Raw genomic sequence first — 18,676 nt, 5'->3', positions numbered from 1 at the left:
GAAGCCGTCGTCGGTACCGGCAAAGAGCCCCAGCCGCTCCGCCGCCTCGGCCCCGACATCGCCCAGCAATACGCAGTACGACTGCTCTGCCCCACGCCCCACGCGCCCGCGTAGCTGGTGCAGCTGCGACAGCCCGAACCGCTCCGGGTGCTCGATGATCATGACGGTGGCATTGCCGACGTCGATCCCGACCTCGATGACGGTGGTCGCCACGAGCACGTCGATGTGCCCATCGCGGAACTCGCGCATGATGTCGTCGCGCTCCTCGGCGCGCAGCCGCCCATGCAGCAGGGCCACGCGACGGTGCGCGAACGGGCCGGCCACCAGCTCCTCGAACATCACCGTCGCCGCCTTGAGCTCCATCTTCTCGGAGGTCTCGATGAGGGGGTAGACCACGTACACCTGCCGACCGGCGTCGAGCTGGCCATTGGCGAAGGTGAACACCTTGGCCCGCCCCGACTCGGGGCGCACGACGGTGGTGACGGGCTGCCGCCCGGGCGGCCGTTCGTCCAGCACGCTGACATCGAGATCGCCGTAGAGCGTGAGCGCCAGCGAGCGCGGAATGGGCGTGGCACTCATCAGCAGCACGTCGGGCGCCTTCCCCTTCTGCCCCAGCGTGGCCCGCTGCTCCACGCCGAACCGGTGCTGCTCGTCGATGATCGCCAGGCCGAGATTGGCGAACGCGACGTCGCCCTGAATGAGGGCGTGCGTCCCGATCGCCAGCACGGGTTCGTCCGAAGCGAGCCGCGCGAGGGCCGCGCGCCGCTCCTTCGCCCCCAGCCGACCGGTCAGCAACACCGGCACGATGCCCAATGGCGCGAGGAGGGCGCCGATGGAGCGCGCGTGCTGCTCGGCCAGCAACTCGGTGGGCGCCATGAACGCCACCTGCGCCCCATTCTCCATGGCGAGCAGCGCACTGAACACCGCCACCACCGTCTTGCCGGCGCCCACGTCGCCCTGCAACAGCCGGTGCATGCGCCGCGGGCTCTCCATGTCGGCCACGATCTCGCGGATGGCGCGCACCTGTGCCCCGGTGAGGGCGTACGGCAGAATCGCCCGCAACTTGGAGGTGAGGTCGCGCCGATTCACGAAGGCGGTGCCTCCGCGTGCCTCGCGGGCCACCTGATTGGCCTTGCGGTGCAACAACTGCACACACAGCAACTCTTCGAACGCGAGTCGGGCACGTCCGCGCAGCGCCTCGGCCACCGACGTGGGGCGATGCACGAGACGCAGCGCGTCCGGCAGCGGGGGCACGTCGGCCTCCGCCAGGATGTCGCGCGGCAGCGTTTCCTGCACCAGCGGCAACAGCTGGTCGAGGTGCTGCTGCACCATGGCGCGCAGCACGCGCACCGACAGCCCCTCGGTGCTCGGGTACACCGCCAATACCCGTCCTTCGTTCGTGCCCTCTTCGTCGGGCCCCAGATTCACGAACTCGCGCGGCTGCAGCCGGCGGCCGTGAAAGAAGCGGACCTGGCCGGTGCACAGCAGCCAGTCACCTTTGTTGATGGTCCGATCGAGGAACGGCTGCCCCGGCCACGCCACTTCGATCATGCCGCTCGCGTCCTGCACGACGGCCTGAAACACCCGCAACCCTTTCCGGGTTGGAAGTACGCCCTTCGCGATCACCTGCCCCAGCACGGTGATGTCGGCCCCGACGACCGCCTGCGCGATGCGCGTGACGGTACTGGCGTCTTCGTAGCGGTGCGGCACATGGCGCAGCAGGTCGCCGGCTATCGTGATACGCAGTCGCGCCAGCAGGTCGGCGCGGACCGGGCCGACGCCCTTGAGATACGTGACCGGCGTGTCGAGGGTGAGCCTCGGCGCCGGACGCGCAGGCGGACGTCGCTTCCGCTCCTGCGGGTCACGATCGCCGCCGAACGCCATCACGCGTCCACCAGCTCCTTGGCGTAGTCTGCCGCATCGAACGGTTCGAGGTCGCCGATCTGCTCGCCGAGTCCGACGAACTTGATGGGCACATTCAGCGCCTCGTGCACCGCCACCACGATCCCGCCCTTGGCGGTGCCATCGAGCTTCGTAACCACGACGCCCGTGACTGGGACCGCCGCCGAAAACGTGCGTGCCTGCGCGAGCGCGTTCTGGCCGATCGTGCCGTCGAGCACGAGCAGCACTTCGTGTGGGGCGTCGGGAAGTCGCTTCTTGATCACGCGATGAATCTTGCGCAGCTCCGTCATGAGATCGTCACTCGTGTGCAGACGCCCGGCGGTGTCCACGATGACAATGTCCGCTCCACGGGTGATGCCGGCATCGACCGCGTCGAAGGCCACGGACGCCGGATCAGATCCCGGCGAGCCACCCACGAAGTCGACGCCGGCCCGCTCCGCCCACACGCGCAGTTGGTCGATGGCGCCGGCACGAAAGGTGTCGGCGGCGCCGAGCAGCACCCGCTTGCCCTCGTTCTTGAATTGCGCAGACAACTTGCCGATGAACGTCGTCTTGCCAGCGCCGTTCACACCGATCACGAGCACCACCGTGGGGCCCGTGGCCGCGTGCCGCAGCGTCGGGTCGGCGTTACCCGTCCGCAAGGCGGCCTCGATGCCCGCCGCCAGCGCCACCCGAAATTCGGCCTCGGTCTTCACCTCGCCGCGCTTGGCCAGGCGTTCGACCTCCGCCACGAGTGACAGCGCCGTGGGCACGCCAAAATCCGACTCAATGAGCAGTGTCTCGAGCGCCTCGAGCGAGCCGTTATCGACCCCTTTGAACAGCACCGTGACGTCGGTGCGGACGATATCCTTGACGCGCTCCCAGAGCGAGCGCTTGGGCGCTTCATCCTTGCGGCGAAACAGGCGAGCCATTCTTGACCGGGCGAAGAGAAACGAAGGGTCGAACGAGAGGCGGCGATCAGCGATAGCCGCCAGCACGGCGGCCGATCCATTCGCCGCACAGCAGCAGCAGCGCGAGCACGAACGGCCAACCGGCATCAGCCAGTCGCGGCGCATCGGACGAGAGCGCCCCACGCGAGAGCGGGCCGTCGCGCACGGTGGGCGCGCGCGGCACCCATTCGCGCGACGCATTCACCACCAGCACGCTGGCTCCCCCCTCGGCCTGCACATCGTACACCCCAGCCGGCAGCGCGGGCGACGTGGTTTCGAAGCTGGCGCCGGCAAAGCGCAGCGTGAGCGAATCAGTGCCACCCAGCGCTCCCGACGGCGAGGTGGCCCCGCGACGGCTGAGTCGGACGGTGACGACCGAGTCGGCGCCCCCGCGGCGCCACGCCACCGGATCGCCGGCACGCAGTAGCGACGCCATGGGACGGGCCGCGCGCACGTCACCGCGCCCCGCCGCTAACCAGTCGAAGATCGCGCCCCAGAGCGCCCCAAACGCCTCGGCCGACCGGCCGCCGCGCAACGCCCAGCCAGCGTACCCCGAGCCGGATACCACGATCGTGCGCCCCCCGTTCTCGATACGCGCCGCAATGGCCGCGACCGCTTCGCCACGCTTACCCAGCTGCGCGGTCAACACGGGCATCGATCCGCGGGCCGGGCCGGCCAGCGTGAGCGGCGGGAGCGAATCGAGCGGCAGTCCGGCCAGGGCAGCGGCCAGCGGTGAGGCCGGCACGCCGGACGCATACCACTCGGGCGTCCGTGCCACGTCACCCGCCCGCGCGATCGCCGTGGGCGGCGCGGGAACCCAGAGCGCCTTTGCGGCGGTCGCGCTCCGGGCGGCGGCGCGCGGGCGCCAAGCCGTGTCGCCGTGGACGATGAGCATCCCCGCCGCACCCGCCTGCGCCTTGACGTCGGCTTCGCTGATCGGCGCGAGCGTGCCCTCCACCCGCCAGACCCCCGACGCGATGCGCAGGAAGGCCCGCGTGGGCACGTTCAGGGCGCCACGCAGCACCACGAGGGCTTCACGGACGTCGAGGTCGGGCGCAGTGGACACGAACACCGCCGACGGCCGATCACCGATGTCGATCGTGCTGGCCAGCGTGTCGTTCCTCGGCTCCGCATCGCCGGGCACGAGCACCACGGCGCGCACGATCGCCGACCGGGCACCGCGGGGCAGCGCGATGGTGGTGGTAACGCGCGTCGAGGTGAGCGCACCAAGGGCTGGTACGGGAAGGTCAAGCGGCGGCACGCCATCGAGGAGCACGCGCCACCGTGCGTCGGGGGTGGCCATGGCACCGGCCGTGATGGTGGCGGCCACGGTAATCGTGTCGCCTGCCGTCGCGGTCACCGGCACCGACAGATCCGCGACGGCCCCGTCGGTGCGCGGGGTCTTCGGAAGGACCCGCACCACAGAGCCGCCCGGCGCGTCGGCCAGCGATTCGGCGTCATCGATCTCCCCATCGGTGAGCAGCACCAACGGGCGTCCCACCGACGCTGCCCGATCCACCGCGGCCCGCACGCGTGATCCCTGATCATCGGGGGTCAGCGTGGCAATGTCGGAGGCACTGACGTCGCGGAGCGAATCGCCGACCAGTACGAAGGCGTCCGAGCCGGCGGCGTCGCGCGTGGCGGCTTCCACGAGGCGTTGCCGCCACGCCTTCACGACCGAGTTCTCGTCGCCGACCGCGCGACGCGAGGACGCCGAGACGTCGATCGCGACGAGGGGCGCCGCGGGGCGAGGCGGCGCCGATGGCGCGCCAAAGAGGATGGCCGCGACCAGCGTCACCGCGAGGGCGCGCAGAGCGCCGAGCAGGATGGCCCGGTTGCGCGCCACGGCGCCGACGCGCCCGTAGGCGAGCCAGGCGGCGGCAACGCCGAGTGCGAGGGCAAGTATCCAGCGAATCACGACAGTAACGTCACCGATCGACACGAGAGGAGAAAGGGCACAGGGCAAAGAAGCCGAAGCCGCTTTGCCCTGTACGCAGCAAGATGCCGATCAGTTCAGTCGCCCGTGATGCGCGTGGAGACGGGGCCAGCCGCCGCCTGACCGACGCTAGTGCCATCGAGGCGGGCGAAGAGGCGGGCTTTGAGGTCATCGAAGCCGGCTCGCTGGCTGGCGGCGAGGGGCTCACCCGTCACGTTGCGCAGGGCCACGCGGGGATCGCGGTGCCGACCATTGACGAGCACCTCGAAGTGCAGATGCGGTGCCGTGGAGAGGCCCGTGGTGCCGACAAATGCCACGGTGCGCGAGATCGAGACGGTGGTACCGCGGCGGATGCCGGGGGCGAATCCGTTCAAATGCCCGTAGCGGGTCACGAAGCCGTTGCGATGACGAATCTCGAGCACGCGACCATAGCCGCCCTTCCAACCAGCGAAGATCACGATCCCATCGCCCAGTGCGCGCACCGGTGTACCGCGTGCAGCGGCGTAGTCCATGCCCTGATGCGCTCGAACCGTACCGAGAATGGGATGGCGGCGCAGCCCGAATACGCTGGAGATGCGTCGGAAGGCGAGGGGCGCGCGGAGGAACGCGGCGCGCATCGATTTGCCGTCGCCGTCGAAGTATGTTGCCGTCACGCCAGCCTTGGTGCCTTGGGCGAATCGCATGGTTTCCACGCGACGCCCATCGACCGTGAGCCGCGCCGCGATCACGTTGCCGGGGCGTACGGCCCCGTTGGGCGCGCGCTGGCGTTCCATGAGCACCTTGATCGTGTCGCCCGCGCGCAGGTCCCGGCTGAGATCGACGCGGTATTCGAGAATGTCGGCGAGCGCGTAGGCGACCTCGCTGCGCACGTTGACCGGGAAGGCATCGGCGCCTTGCGTAATGGCTCCGGTGAGCGTGGAGGACACGACCCCGCCCACCACAACGGTGTCCGTCGTCCAGGGAAGCGTCTCTTCCGTCTCCAACCACCCACGCTTCGCGCCGGCGGTGGACGTGCGCGTGAAGCGGACGAGGCGATCGATCGCCAGCTGGAGCACCACTTCCGAGGCGCCGGAGTCGGGACTCACGGTGGACGTGATCGTGGTCCCCGCCCGGATCTTCCGTGCGTCGAGGGCCTGCGACGCCATCAGCACGCGGGCTGCTTCGTCCCGCGGGACGCCCGCACGTTCCAGCACGGCAACGAGCGGCTCACCCCGCTTTACGGTGTCAACACGGACGCGCCACTTCGAGCCAGCAGAAACACGAGACCCCGCAGCGAGCACGGTCGCTGCGGGGCGTTCGGGGAGAGGGCGTCCCAACGCGATAGCGGTGGCTCCGATCCCTGCACAGAGGGTAGCCATCAGGAGCCGTACGCGCGCGCTGGTCAATCCATCTGTCTCCGTATGAACGTCGGGATTTCCATGTCGTCCAGCTCAACGCTGGGCGACGGCGATGTTGGTGGAACGCGCGTTGGCCGCGACGGCGGCGCCTCCCACGCAGGACGAGCCGGGGCGGCCATCGGTCTCGCCGCAGGCCGATCCTTGGAGGGGAACGGTAGCACGGAGGGATTCGGCTTCACGGCCACCGGAGCAGGAAAAGATGCAGACGGCTGGTGCTGGGCGGAAGGGGTCGTGTTGCCCTGCGGCACCGGTCGGACGACCCCGTTTCCGGCGCCCCCCTGCATCTGGCGGTCGAATCCGGTCGCAATGACCGTGACGCGGATCTCGTTCATCATCGCGGGCTCATGCACGGCACCGAAGATGATTTCGGCGCCGTCACCGACCGCATCGTGCACGATGTCGTTGATCTGCGTGACTTCCCCGAGGGTGAGGTCTTCGCCGCCGGTGATGTTGACGAGCACACCGGTGGCGCCGGAGATGGACACGTTGTCGAGCAACGGCGAGGCAATCGCCTGCTGGGCGGCTTCCATGGCGCGGTTCTCTCCGCGCCCGATGCCGGTCCCCATGAGGGCCGAGCCACCATTCTGCATGACGGTGCGCACGTCGGCGAAGTCGACGTTCACGAGGCCGGTCTCGCTGATGAGCAGCGAGATACCCTGCGTGGCGTGCAACAAGACTTCGTCGGCCTTCTTCAGCGCCTCGTGGAACGGGATGCCCTTGCCCACGACGGCGAGCAGTCGCTCGTTGGGCACGATGATCATGGTGTCCACGTGCTTGCGCATCTCGGCGATGCCTTCCTCCGCCTGACGCATCCGCTTGCGCCCTTCGAAGAGGAAGGGGCGCGTGACAATGCCCACCGTGAGCGCTCCGGCTTCGCGCGCGAGCTCGCAGATGACCGGAGCGGCGCCAGTGCCCGTGCCGCCACCCATGCCGCAGGTGACGAACACGAGATCCGCGTTACCCAGCACCCGCTTGGCGTCTTCGCGGTTTTCGTCGATGGCCTGACGCCCGATGTCCGGGCGTGCTCCAGCACCAAGCCCACGCGTGAGCTTCTTGCCGATCTGGATCTTGACGTCGGCCTTCGAATTCATGAGCGCCTGGGCGTCGGTGTTCACCGAAATGAACTCGACGCCTTCGAGATGCTCCTCGATCATGCGGTTGACGGCATTGCCACCACCACCGCCGACGCCCACCACCTTCATGCGGGCGTTCTGGGAAGCCGTCTCTTCGAACTCGAAGGTCATGCGGGGGAGCTCCATACGGGGCTTTGCGGGCTCAGGGTGTACGCACAGCAACCCAGCCGCCGGCCGAGTCACCACGAATCCTTTGCAGCGAGCTCCGCCACCGTTGGCGGTCCGCGCACGGATTCTCAGGAATGTGGAAGATCATGCGACATGACACGAACACAGTCCTAGAATACACATTCGAGAGTGCCGCGCAACCCGTGAAATCCGTTGAAGTTGGACGGATTCGTCACAACTCGCGGCGGCGTGAAACGCGCCCGATTTTATCCACATACGCGGAGTATCTGACGGCTTGTGACATTCGTGAATGGGGCCGTTGAACGGAGGCTCCGCGTGGCCGCTGTTTTGGCGAACCGATCACGCGGAGGCGCCGAGAGCGCAGAGGCCGCAGCGTCAAAAATGGTCTCTGCGTTCTCTGCGCTCTCTGCCAACTCTGCGTGATCGGTTCTACGGTGTCGGGTTAGCGGCGACCCAAAGGTACCGCGACGGCGGCCGACTTCGTCTCGGCCGCAGCGCCGGCGTCGTTCCAGTTGATGAGGCTATTGAAGACCATGTTGAACTCCCCGTGGTTCTGCCACCGGTAGATCGGGTTGTTGGCGAACAGGATCACGCGACCGTTCCCCTTCACCGCCCCCGGCACGTCCACCGCGAACGGACGCGACTTGAGCGAGTCGGCGCCGGTCATGAGACCGGACAGCACGGCCTTGTCGCCACCCACGTACCGCGCGAGCACATTGCCCTCGTCGGCGATGCCAACCTTGAACGGCGTGCCTCCCACGTACTTCACCGGGATCACCTGCTTGCCGAAGCCATAGAACACCGGATGCTCCGGGCGCGTGATCGTGGCTTCTACCAACGGACGCTGTGCGGTGAGTCCCGGCACGGAGGTTTTGTCCACCGTGCGCGCCCAGCCGAACTCGATCGGTAACCGCGCCGACTCGCCGATCGCGATCAGCGTACCGCCCGACGCGAGAAACGCGGCGATCGCATCGACGCCGGGCTGACCGAAGCCGCCAGTGAGATCCTTGGTTTCGCCGTACATGCCGAGGAACTTGTACTTCTCATTCTTGAGATACGGCTGCGCGCGTGCGGCCGGCGCCTGCAGGACGGTCTGCCGACTCATGTTCTGCTCGGCCATCAGGATCACGTCGTAGTCGCGACGCAGGTTCCCCTGGGTGACGCGCTCCTTGTAGATCAGGTCGTACGGAATCTTGAACTCGTCGAACGTGAGCCGGTACCAGCCAAGATTCTGTGTGCCACTCCACTGCGAGTAGATCGCGATCCTCGGCACATCGGCATCGTGCATCGGCACCGCCGGCGCGCTGCCCAGCATGGCCGCGGTCAGCCCCAGCGAATCCACCAGCGCGCGCACGCGCGCCGCATGCTTGCCGTCGACGACGAACGACCCCGCCGGGAACGTGGTATCGCCGGCGGCGAATCGCTGCTCCGCCACCTTCATCGGCACGGTGCGCAACAGATACCGGAGCGTAATCATGTTGTTGGAGCCCGTATGCGCGACGGCGATCGTCGCGGAACCGGTGCCGCGAGTGCTCCCCTTGAGCACGATCTTCTCCACCGGCGACACGGCCACCGCGAGGATGCTCGGGTCGGCGATCTCGACGACGTCCACATCCATCGCGAGCCCCATCGACCAGCCGCTGTCGTCGTAGGTGTTCAACCGCGCGTCGGGGTACTGCTGCCGCTCGATGAGATTCTTGGCCAGACGGCCGTACGGCTGATCACGCTTGATGACATATGAGCCGACGGGATACGTGACCGCGCCTACCTTCACCGGCGCGGTAGCCTGTCCCACTTCGATGCGCTGCACGCGCAGCAGGTTCACGAACTCCGCCACGCGCGTCATGTCGCGCTGCAACGGAATCACGAAGCCGTACGGCGCCTTGACCTTGCCCTCCTCGATGCTGTTGCGCGTCTTGATGTAGAAGTTCTCGAGCACCGTGGCCGGGAACATCGAGGCCAGCTGCAGCGCCGACAACACGCCGGTCTGCATGTAGTTGGTGTTCGAACGGCGCGTGAAGGTCGCGATGTCGTTGAAGCCGATCGGATTGCCGCGGTACCACTCGCGATCCTGCGCGCCACCACGACCCGTCGGGACCGCACCGGCGCGACCGCCGCCCAAACCGCCGCCAGTCGCCGGCGCCGCCGAGGCCGCGCCGCGGCGCGCGTTGGCCATCGCCGTACTGTCGAGGTCACGACCCGACTGGGTCTCGTACATCTTCATGAGCCCGTTGTGGTTGTACGCGACCGATCCGAGATACCCCGGCGACCAGCCGTCCATGAACGCATGCGTGTACACCCCCGGCATGCCCCACTTGGTCATCTGCGCCATTTCCCAATTCCCGAACCACGGCAGTTCGGCGAACAGAATAGGATCGAGATTCGGATTCTGCGGCGGGCCGCCGGTGTAGGTGTACAGCAAGGGCTGCGCTTCGTGCAGATCGTGCATGATCGGCGGGTGCGCGGTGAAGTACCACTCGATGATCGCGCGCATCTGCACCAGCTTGATGTTGATGTCGCGATTGTTGTCGTGGTACACGTACTTGCCCCAATAGGGCACGCCGGCGCCACCACCGAAACCGCCACCACCACCCGGTGCCGCCGCGGGGGCGCGACGGGTCGTGTCACCAGGCACGACCGGCGTCGGCGCCATGGCCGGTGTGATCGCCGGCGCCGGAATCGCCGCGGCCATGTCGAGCCCACGGAAGAACCAGTCCACGTTGCGATCGCGACCGTCCGCATCGGCGGCCGGCGTCATCGACACGTACAGCTGTTCGCGGATCTGACTGACCAGCGGCGACGTCTCGGTCACGAGGCGATACGCCAGCTCCATCAGCATTTCCGATGGACCGGTTTCGCCGCTGTGCAGTCCGCCCATGAAGTGGTAGTGCGGCTTGGTATCGGCCAGCACCGCCTTCACCTGTGCCTCGGTCATGCCGCGGGGATCGGCAATCTTCGCGAGATTTTTCCTGTTCTGGTCGAGTCGCTGCATGTTCGCATCGGACGAGATCCAGACGACGACCAATTCACGGCCTTCGTCGGAGCGCCCGATTGTCTCGATCTTCACGCGCGGCGACGCCGCCGCGAGTGCGCGATAGTACTTCAGCTGATCGGCGTAGTACGTGAGTTTGCGCGGCGCGCCGATGTGATAGCCGAGTACGTCGCGCGGCGTGGGGATACCGGCCACGAGCGGCAAGTGATCGACCAGCGGACTGCCATGCTTTGGATTGGCCAGCCACTCCTGATAGCTCTGCGTGAAGGTCGGATCCTGCTTCTGATTGGGATCGCGCGCTTCGGTGGTGAGCTGCTGGGCAGCCAACGACGCGAAGGGTGTGAATCCGAGCAGCAGCGCGTGGCGTGTGAGCGCATGACGCGCTGCTCGTAAACGGGCGAGACCGACGATCACGGCAATGCTCCTGGAACGTGTGGAGTATGGAGAATGGCGAATGGGGTACGGCGTAGGGGGAATACGACGACGGGGCACCGAGACAGCGGTCTCCGTACCCCGTACGTCATACTCGCTACGTCGTCGTAGCGTTAGAACCAATCCTGCAACCAGGTCTTCACACGCGTCGCGAGCTTGTCGACGCCGGCGCCGGTGAGCGAGGGCCGGCGGGCGATGACGCCACCCAAGGCCACCCGGTGCGCACCGTAGAGCGCCAGCCCCACTGCGGTCGCGAAGCGCGGTTCGGCGATCTGTTCCACGAGTCCGCCTACCTTGTCGCCGGGCACTCCGACGCGCACACCGAGGCCGAAGACATCGGCGGCCAATTCGCTGACGCCTTCGAGCGCGGCCCCACCACCGGTGAGCACAATACCGGCGTTCAACCGACCCGCGAAGCCAGCGGTTTGCACTTCACGCTGCACCTTGTCGAAGATTTCATCCATGCGTTGATGAATGATGTGCGTCATCAGTTCGCGCGAAATGTGCCGCTCGCCGTGCGACGCCGACGCCGGCATGGCGATCACCTGCTCGGCGTCGACCATGGGCTCGTACGCGCAGCCGTACGCTTCCTTCAGCTGTTCGGCGTCGCTGTTCGTGATCCCGAGTCCTTGGACCAGATCGCTGGTGACCGCGTTGCCACCGTACGGGATCGTGCCGAGATGTCGGATCTTGCCCTCGTGGAATACCGCAAGGTCGGTGGTCCCGGCGCCAAGCTCGAGGAGGATGACGCCGAGCTCCTTCTCTTCTTCGGTGAGCACCGCCAGCGCGCTGGCGAGCGGTTCGAGCACGAGCTCGCGCGTCTTGTAGCCCGCGCGTTCGATGCTCTTGCGCAGGTTCATCGCCGGCGAACTGCCGATCGTGACCAGATACATCTCCGTCTCGAGGCGCGTGCCGATCATGCCCACGGGATCGCGGATCCCATCGGTCTTGTCGACGCGATACTCCTGCGGGATCGCGTGCAACAGTTCTCGATCCTGCGGAATCGCCATCGCGCGCGCGACTTCGTTCACGCGATCGACATCGGTGCGCATGATCTCGTTGCCGCTGATCGCCACGACGCCGGTGGAGCACATCGCGCGCACATGTTCACCGGCGATACCGACGTATAGCGAATCCGGCGTCACGCCGGCCACGCGGCTCGCCTCTTCGACCGCCTTGCGAATGGAGCGCGTGGCTTCCTCGATGTCGGAGACGACGCCTCGTCGCAGGCCCATCGTGCGGGTGCTCCCTACCCCGAGCACGCGCAGCGTCGGCGTGCGCGGCAAATCGCCGTGCACCGCCGCGACAATTGCGGTCGTGAAGGCGGTGCCGATATCGAGGGCGGCGACAATGGGTTCGGAAGTCATGGCTGTCTGGCGATCACCTGGTCACGAAAGCGGAGGTCGAGCTCCACCGCACGCAGATTATTCCGCGAGAGGTCCGCTTCCACAGGTAATATGTCCTTGAAGCGCGCCACGGTCACGTCGGAGGTGGTTCGCACGGTGACGCCACCCAGCCGGAAGCGCATTTCCTCCGTTCCAGCCCGCTCGCCATGCGAAACGCGGGCATAGAGTTGCGGCGCGTCCTTGCGTAGACCGTCCAGCAGGTGCAAGAGCGTGCTATCGGCAGTGGTGGCTACGGGCACGTCCAGCGGATAGCGCACCGGGTCAATCGGCAGCGGACGGCCGGTGGCATCGGCGGGCTCGAGGCGCCCCCCGCGAGGCACGTAGGCCACGGGTTCCCGCTCGACCACGCGAATGAACAGGGTGCCCGGTAGCTGCCGCTCGACGACCACCGATGCGACCATGGGATGCGCCCCAATGCGCTCGGCCAGCGGCTCCATGGGCTGCCACACCGATTGCAGCGTGTCCACCTTCAGGCGCGCGAGCAATTCCGTGGGTCGGGCATAGCGCAGCCCCTCGAAGACCACGCGTCGGGCGTGGAAGTACTCGAGGTTCGCGAGCGCTCGCGGCCCCCACCACGGGGCGGCCACCAAGACGCCGAGCGTCAGCAGCGCCCCGACCGCCCGAACCCAGCGCAACCACGTCGGCCGAGCGGCCTTCGGCTCCGCCTTCGGCGACGTCTTGCCGGGATCGGACGCGGCGGTGGCCATCAGACGCGCAGCGCTTCGAGCAGTTCGGGACCGGTCCGGGTGATATCACCCGCGCCCATGGTGATGACCACATCGCCCTCGTGGACCACGGCGCGCAGGGCGGCCGCGGCGTCCCCCCGCGGGCCGGTCCAGTGCAGCACGCCCGTGGTGATGCGGTCGCCGATGAGCGCCGACGTAACGCCGGGCTCGGGCGCTTCACGCGCACCATAGATGTCGCACAGCAGCAGCACGTCGGCGGCGCCCAGGGCCTCGGCGAAATCACCCTGCAGATCGCGCGTGCGCGAGTACAAGTGCGGTTGAAAGGCGAGGACCAGGCGCCGGCCAGGGAACGCATGACGCGCGGCGGCGATCGTGGCGCGCACTTCCGTGGGGTGGTGCGCATAGTCGTCGACCACATCGATCCCCCGCTCGGCGCCCAGCCGCTGGAACCGGCGCTCGACCCCGCGAAACGCGGCGAGTCCCGGCGCCATCTGCGCCACGGTGCACCCGAGGGCGAGTCCCGCACCGAGCGCCGCCAGCGCGTTGCGGACGTTGTGCAGTCCCGGCACCGAGAGCTGCACCTGACCGAGATCGTCGCCGTCGAAGAGCACCTGAAAGCGCGAGCCCATCGCATCGAGTACCAGATCGCCGGCCACGAGCCGCGCATCGGCGGCGTGCGCGGACGGCGCCGTGCCGGGTGCGGTGGCACTGTACGCAATCACCTCGTGACGCGACGCGATGCGCAGGGCCATCGCGCCCTCGTCGTCCGCGCAGCGCACCACCACGCGCGCGGGCGCGACGTACTGCTCGAAGGTGCGCATGATATCGTCGAGATCGCGATAGATGTCGAGGTGATCAGCCTCGACATTGAGCACCACCGCGACGGCCGGATCGAGCGCGAGAAACGAGCGATCGTATTCGTCGGCTTCGACGACGTAGGTCTCACCGCCGAGGCGCAGATTACCGGCCCACAGCTCGACGCGGCCGCCCACCACGCCGGTCGGTTCGCGTCCCGCGGCCGTGAGCGCTTCGGTGGTCATCACGGTCGTGGTGGTCTTGCCGTGGGTACCGGCGATGCCCACCAACGTGCCCCCACTGACGGCGTCGGCCAGTGCCTCGGCGCGACGCACGAGCGGAAGACCAGCGGCACGCGCCGCGTGCATTTCCGGATGCGACGGGGCGATCGCGGACGAATACACGACCGCGCGTGCTCCGGTTACCAGCGCGGCATCGTGTGCCGCGACGGCGATGCCGTAGCGCGCGAGATCGGGTGCGCCGGCAGGATTCGCGTCGGTGCCCTGAATGGGGACACCACGACGGGCGAGCAGTTCAGCGAGCGCACTCATGCCGGCACCGGCGATCCCGATGAAGTGCACGGGGCGCGGATCGGTGCGATCGAGCAGAATGGCGGCCGTCAACGACGGAGCGCGGGCGCCGGACTCGACGACGGGGCGGGAAGGCGGCGAAGACATGGCTACAATATGGTGATCGGCTCAGCCGATCCCCACCGCGTCGAGGCCCAGAGTCATGATGACCGACTTCGCGATCTCAGCGGCGGCTCCGGGGCGGGCGCGCGTGAGAGCGGCCTGATGCATGGTGGCGAGCGCGGACCGATCGTCCTGCAGGCTCCGCACGGTGGCATCGAGCGAGGCCACCGTGAAGTCGCGCTGCGGCACATACCGCGCGGCGCCGGATGCTTGTATGGCCTGCGCGTTGTGCGTCTGGTGATCCTGCGCCGCGCTGGGCAACGGCACCAGCAGCGCCGGAATCCCCCAGGCGCACAACTCGGCAATCGTCATGGCGCCGGCGCGCGTGACCGCGAGATCGGCCGCCGCGTAGGCGTCGGCGATCGGTGCCAAGTACGGGCGCACCCGCACCATGTCCGCTTCACGATCCAGATAGGCCGCCGCCTGCTGCTTCCCGGTGGCCCAGATCACGGCGACGCCCTCGGGAAGTCCCTGCTGCGTCCAGGCGGCGACCACTTCGTTGAGGGCACGCGCCCCCTGACTGCCTCCCACCACGAGCACAACGAAGGCCTGCTCGGGGAGTCCCCAGAGGCGGCGCGCCTCGGCCCGCGAGCGCGGTGTGGCCGGCGGCGGCTCGATCGGACATCCCAACGGCATCACCTGAGTGTTGCCGCCTGCCGTGAGCCGACTCTCGGCTTCCGGAAAGCCGAGAAAGAGTGTTTTCGCGCCTTTGGCGAACGTGCGCGTGGTCAGCCCGGGGTGGGAGTCGGGTTCGTGCAGCATGGTGGGGACGCCGTGTGCACGCCCCCAGGCCAGTGCGACGCCCGCCGCGTATCCGCCGGTGCCGATGACCGCACGCGGTGTGCTCGGCGCGGCGAGCGTGCTGATCGCGCGCCACGCACCGACGGCGCCCACGATCGTGCGCCAGTTCCGCCACGGCGCCTGTCGGTACAGCGGATGGAGATCGAGCAACGTGTACCCGAACTCGGTGGTCGGCAGCACATCGCGTTCGATGCCGCGACGTGCCCCGATGAAGTGCGGCTCGACGTGCGGCGCCTGCCGCACCAGGGCCCGCGCGATCGCCAGTCCGGGGTACAAGTGGCCACCCGTGCCACCGCCCGCGAAGAAGACGCGTGTTGCGGGGGGTGTCATGGCATGGCGACCAAGGGATCGGTGGCGCTGGCGCCGTACACGCGCTCGCGCTCGCTGCCGATATTGACCAAAATGCCGGTCATGGCCAACGTGAGGACGAGGTTGGAGCGCCCGTAAGATACGAAGGGCAACGTGAGACCGGTGTTGGGGAGCAGTCCGATCACAACGCCGAGATGAATGAACGCCGTGCATACCGTGACGAACGTGAGTCCGATCGCGAACAGCGCCGTGAATGGACTTCGGGCTTGCCGAGCGATGCGGAATCCAAGCCAGCCGTACAGCGCGAACGCGAGCGTGAATACGCCGAGACCAAGGAAGCCGAACTCTTCGCCGACTACCGATCCGATGAAGTCGTTATAGGCGAGCGGAAGCCAGCCACGCTGCTGGTTGCCCTGACTGAAGCCCACGCCGACGGTCCCCCCCGAGCCCACCGCCACGAGCGACTGATACTGCTGAAAGTCCTGCTCCTTGGAGAGGTAGCGCTCCATGCGTCGCGGCACGTAGTCCGTCAGCGTGGCCGCAAAGCCGATCAACAGCAGGCCCGCGACCCCGAACAGCAGGAAGTGCGACACACGCGCGCCCCCAACGAACAGCAGCACCGCCACGATGAGACAAAACATGATCGCCACGGAGATGTCGGGCTCGAGAATCGCGAGCACACTGAGCAGCCCGATGACGACGACGAACGGCATAAGTCCCTTGCCCATCTGCTTCACCGCCGCGCCCTTCTTCACCAGCAGCATCGGCGTCCAGACCAGCACGGCGAACTTGGCGAGTTCAGACGGTTGAATAGAGCCCTTGAACAGATACCGTCGCGATCCGGAGATCACCTCGGTGCCGGGCAGGATCACCACGAACATGAGCAGCAGACTGATCCCCATGATGGGCCAGGCGTACCGTCTCCAGATCTCGGCGTCGATCTTCGCACAAAGCGCGAACGTCACGACACCCGCGACCACGCCGGTAAACTGGCGCAGGACGAAGAAGTGGCCGGGACTGTTCGCCGAAATCGCCTGCAAGGCGCTGGCGCTGTACAGCACGGCCAGCCCGAACACCACGAGCACGGCGGTGACGAGCAGCAGCGCCCGCGCCTCCATGGACATGCGCCAGCGCTCCCGTGTGCCCGCCAACTGCGCCGATCCACCCTGGTCGGCCTTCATTTCCCCCGCGCGTCCACGCGCGTTGCTGGTTCCGTTCACGCGAGGACGCCTGCCAGTCGCGCGAACTCTCGGCCGCGCTCCTCGTAGTTGCTGAACATGTCGTAGCTGGAACAGGCGGGAGACAAGAGCACGACATCACCCGCGACGGCGAGCGCACGCGCGCGCGCCACGACCTGCTCGAAGGTGTCGGCCCCGCAGTGCTCCACCGGCACGCGTCCGTGCAGCGGCGCGTCCAGATCGCCGGTGATGAGCGCACCGGCCTCACCGAAGGCAAGCACGGCCTTCGCCGTGCGCAGCAATTCGGGCACCAGTGCGGTGTACGACTCGCCCTTGTGCCGACCGCCCAGCAGGACGATCGTGGGCCGCGTCATACTGGCCAGCGCCATCGTGGTGGAATCGACGTTCGTGGCCTTGGAGTCGTTGAGCCAGAGGATGTCATGGCGATCGACGACCGGCTCGAGGCGATGTGCGAGGGCAGCAAACGTACCGATGGCGGTGGCGATCGCGGCGCGTGCCGATGGCGTGCGATGCAGCGGGTCGGCCGCCATCACCGCCAGCACAGCGGCCAGCACGTTGGCGACATTGTGATCACCGGCCAACGCCAGCGTGTCGCGCGCCATGAGTGGCTCGCCCAACACGTGCAGCATGCCGCTGGCGCGATCGTAGTAGCCGTCCACGTCGGTGCGATGCACGGAGAATCGGCACCAGTGCCCGGGGATGCCGGCCACCAGCGCGTCGACCTCGGGGCTGTCGGCGGTGGTCACCCACTGTGACGACGCGACGGCATTCGCGAAGAGCCGCTTCTTGTCGGCATAGTACTCAGCCACACTGGCGTACCGGTCGAGATGATCCGGGCTGAGCGTGGTGAGCACGCCGACGTCGGGCATGATGCCGGGCGTGTCGTGCAACTGGAATGACGAGACCTCGAGCGCCGCCCAAGCCGGAGGGACCTTCATGAGGGCCAGCTCGGACACGGGGGTACCGATGTTGCCGACATCCGCTGCGTCATGCCCCAGGGCGCGCAGGAGATGGCCGATCAGCGCGGTCGTGGTCGTCTTGCCGTTGGTGCCGGTCACCGCGATGTAGCGCAGCCCGGGCTGCAGCCGCAGCGCCACCTCGACCTCGCTCACCACGGGGACGCCCGCGCTGAGCGCGGCCCGGATCGGCGGCGCCGTAGGCGGAATGCCGGGACTGACCACCAACACGGCACAGTGCGCGATGCGCTGCACGTTGTGGATGCCGATGTCGATGCTCGCCCCCTCGCGCTCGAGCATCGCCGCCGCGCGGCGAACGGCCGACGACGTCGAGGCGTCGGAGGCGTACACCGACAGGCCGGCGGCGCGCAGCAGGCGGGCGGCGGCCACGCCGCTGCGGGCGAGTCCGACCACGGCGAACTCCCCCCCGCGTTCGGCGAGACGTCGCGCGACGAGGGAGGCAAGATCCTGCGGCGTCCGCGCGTCACCCATGGTCCGGCTCCATCACCGCAGTTTGAGCGTGCTGAGCGCGAGAATCGCGCAAAGGATACCGATGATCCAGAAGCGGATGACGACCTGCGTCTCCGGCCAGCCGGACAACTCGAAATGGTGGTGCAACGGGGCGCGCTTGAACACGCGGTGCCGCTGCGCGTACTCCAAGCCGAACCGCTTCCGCCGGTACTTGAACACCGTGCGCTGCAGGATGACCGATGCGGTCTCCGCCACGAACACGGCACCGACGATCAGCAGCAGGAACTCGCTCTTGAGCAGAATGGCGATCGATCCGAGTGCGCCGCCCAAAGCCAGCGAACCGGTATCGCCCATGAACACCTGTGCCGGATGCGCATTGTACCATAGGAAGCCGATGCACGCGCCGACCACCGCGGCGCAGAACACCGTGAGCTCACCGGCACCGGCAAGGTAGAAAATCTGCAAGTACGCACTGGTGTCCACGCGTCCGCCCACGTACGCGAAGAGGCCG

At 67.7% G+C, this 18,676-nt stretch carries 13 protein-coding genes; all 13 read right to left on the bottom strand.

Annotated features, from left to right (window positions below; all coding sequences use genetic code 11):
* On the bottom strand, window positions 1-1,884 hold a 1,884-nt coding region (recG, locus tag ACIRA7_RS09275; RefSeq protein WP_396220558.1), incomplete at its 3' end, for an ATP-dependent DNA helicase RecG.
* Window positions 1,884-2,813, bottom strand: coding sequence for a signal recognition particle-docking protein FtsY (ftsY, locus tag ACIRA7_RS09270; protein ID WP_396220557.1), 930 nt, complete (start codon window positions 2,811-2,813; stop codon window positions 1,884-1,886). The genes recG and ftsY, both read right to left, overlap by 1 nt.
* A gap of 46 nt (window positions 2,814-2,859) precedes the next feature.
* Window positions 2,860-4,773: a hypothetical protein gene (locus ACIRA7_RS09265; RefSeq protein WP_396220556.1), complete on the bottom strand. Its 1,914-nt coding sequence runs from the start codon at window positions 4,771-4,773 to the stop codon at window positions 2,860-2,862.
* Window positions 4,774-4,844: 71 nt separating this feature from the next.
* On the bottom strand, window positions 4,845-5,960 hold the full coding sequence (locus tag ACIRA7_RS09260; protein ID WP_396220555.1) for a M23 family metallopeptidase: 1,116 nt from the start codon (window positions 5,958-5,960) through the stop codon (window positions 4,845-4,847).
* Between the two features lie 188 nt (window positions 5,961-6,148).
* Entirely contained in the window at window positions 6,149-7,408 is a 1,260-nt protein-coding gene (ftsZ, locus tag ACIRA7_RS09255; protein WP_396220554.1) for a cell division protein FtsZ, read from the bottom strand.
* Between the two features lie 460 nt (window positions 7,409-7,868).
* Window positions 7,869-10,832, bottom strand: coding sequence for a M14 family zinc carboxypeptidase (locus ACIRA7_RS09250; protein ID WP_396220553.1), 2,964 nt, complete (start codon window positions 10,830-10,832; stop codon window positions 7,869-7,871).
* A gap of 131 nt (window positions 10,833-10,963) precedes the next feature.
* Window positions 10,964-12,217, bottom strand: coding sequence for a cell division protein FtsA (ftsA, locus tag ACIRA7_RS09245; protein ID WP_396220552.1), 1,254 nt, complete (start codon window positions 12,215-12,217; stop codon window positions 10,964-10,966).
* On the bottom strand, window positions 12,214-12,963 hold the full coding sequence (locus tag ACIRA7_RS09240) for a cell division protein FtsQ/DivIB (protein ID WP_396220551.1): 750 nt from the start codon (window positions 12,961-12,963) through the stop codon (window positions 12,214-12,216). The genes ftsA and ACIRA7_RS09240 overlap by 4 nt, the downstream gene beginning before the upstream one ends.
* Window positions 12,963-14,414, bottom strand: a complete 1,452-nt coding sequence (murC, locus tag ACIRA7_RS09235; RefSeq protein ID WP_396220550.1) for a UDP-N-acetylmuramate--L-alanine ligase — start codon at window positions 14,412-14,414, stop codon at window positions 12,963-12,965. The genes ACIRA7_RS09240 and murC overlap by 1 nt, the downstream gene beginning before the upstream one ends.
* A 21-nt stretch (window positions 14,415-14,435) precedes the next feature.
* Window positions 14,436-15,560 (bottom strand): UDP-N-acetylglucosamine--N-acetylmuramyl-(pentapeptide) pyrophosphoryl-undecaprenol N-acetylglucosamine transferase, encoded by a 1,125-nt coding sequence (locus tag ACIRA7_RS09230; protein WP_396220549.1) that lies wholly within the window; start codon window positions 15,558-15,560, stop codon window positions 14,436-14,438.
* Window positions 15,557-16,720: an FtsW/RodA/SpoVE family cell cycle protein gene (locus ACIRA7_RS09225; protein WP_396220548.1), complete on the bottom strand. Its 1,164-nt coding sequence runs from the start codon at window positions 16,718-16,720 to the stop codon at window positions 15,557-15,559. Before ACIRA7_RS09225 ends, ACIRA7_RS09230 begins: the two co-directional genes overlap by 4 nt.
* A 35-nt stretch (window positions 16,721-16,755) precedes the next feature.
* Complete coding sequence (gene murD, locus ACIRA7_RS09220; RefSeq protein WP_396220547.1) at window positions 16,756-18,186, bottom strand: UDP-N-acetylmuramoyl-L-alanine--D-glutamate ligase; 1,431 nt, start codon at window positions 18,184-18,186, stop codon at window positions 16,756-16,758.
* 12 nt (window positions 18,187-18,198) lie between these two features.
* The coding region (gene mraY / locus ACIRA7_RS09215) for a phospho-N-acetylmuramoyl-pentapeptide-transferase (protein ID WP_396220546.1) at window positions 18,199-18,676 on the bottom strand (478 nt) is incomplete at its 5' end.

Source organism: Gemmatimonas sp. (assembly GCF_044376735.1).
Lineage (GTDB): Bacteria > Gemmatimonadota > Gemmatimonadetes > Gemmatimonadales > Gemmatimonadaceae > Gemmatimonas.
Note: the sequence above shows the minus strand (reverse complement) of the source record. Positions and strands in the feature narration are given on the sequence as shown.

Coding starts and splice junctions, on each gene's coding strand:
- murD (WP_396220547.1), bottom strand. CDS start 18,186: ATGGGTGACGCGCGGACGCCGCAGGATCTTGCCTCCCTCGTCGCGCGA.
- murC (WP_396220550.1), bottom strand. CDS start 14,414: ATGTCTTCGCCGCCTTCCCGCCCCGTCGTCGAGTCCGGCGCCCGCGCT.
- ftsY (WP_396220557.1), bottom strand. CDS start 2,813: ATGGCTCGCCTGTTTCGCCGCAAGGATGAAGCGCCCAAGCGCTCGCTC.
- ACIRA7_RS09225 (WP_396220548.1), bottom strand. CDS start 16,720: ATGAAGGCCGACCAGGGTGGATCGGCGCAGTTGGCGGGCACACGGGAG.
- ACIRA7_RS09240 (WP_396220551.1), bottom strand. CDS start 12,963: ATGGCCACCGCCGCGTCCGATCCCGGCAAGACGTCGCCGAAGGCGGAG.
- ftsA (WP_396220552.1), bottom strand. CDS start 12,217: ATGACTTCCGAACCCATTGTCGCCGCCCTCGATATCGGCACCGCCTTC.
- ACIRA7_RS09230 (WP_396220549.1), bottom strand. CDS start 15,560: ATGACACCCCCCGCAACACGCGTCTTCTTCGCGGGCGGTGGCACGGGT.
- ftsZ (WP_396220554.1), bottom strand. CDS start 7,408: ATGACCTTCGAGTTCGAAGAGACGGCTTCCCAGAACGCCCGCATGAAG.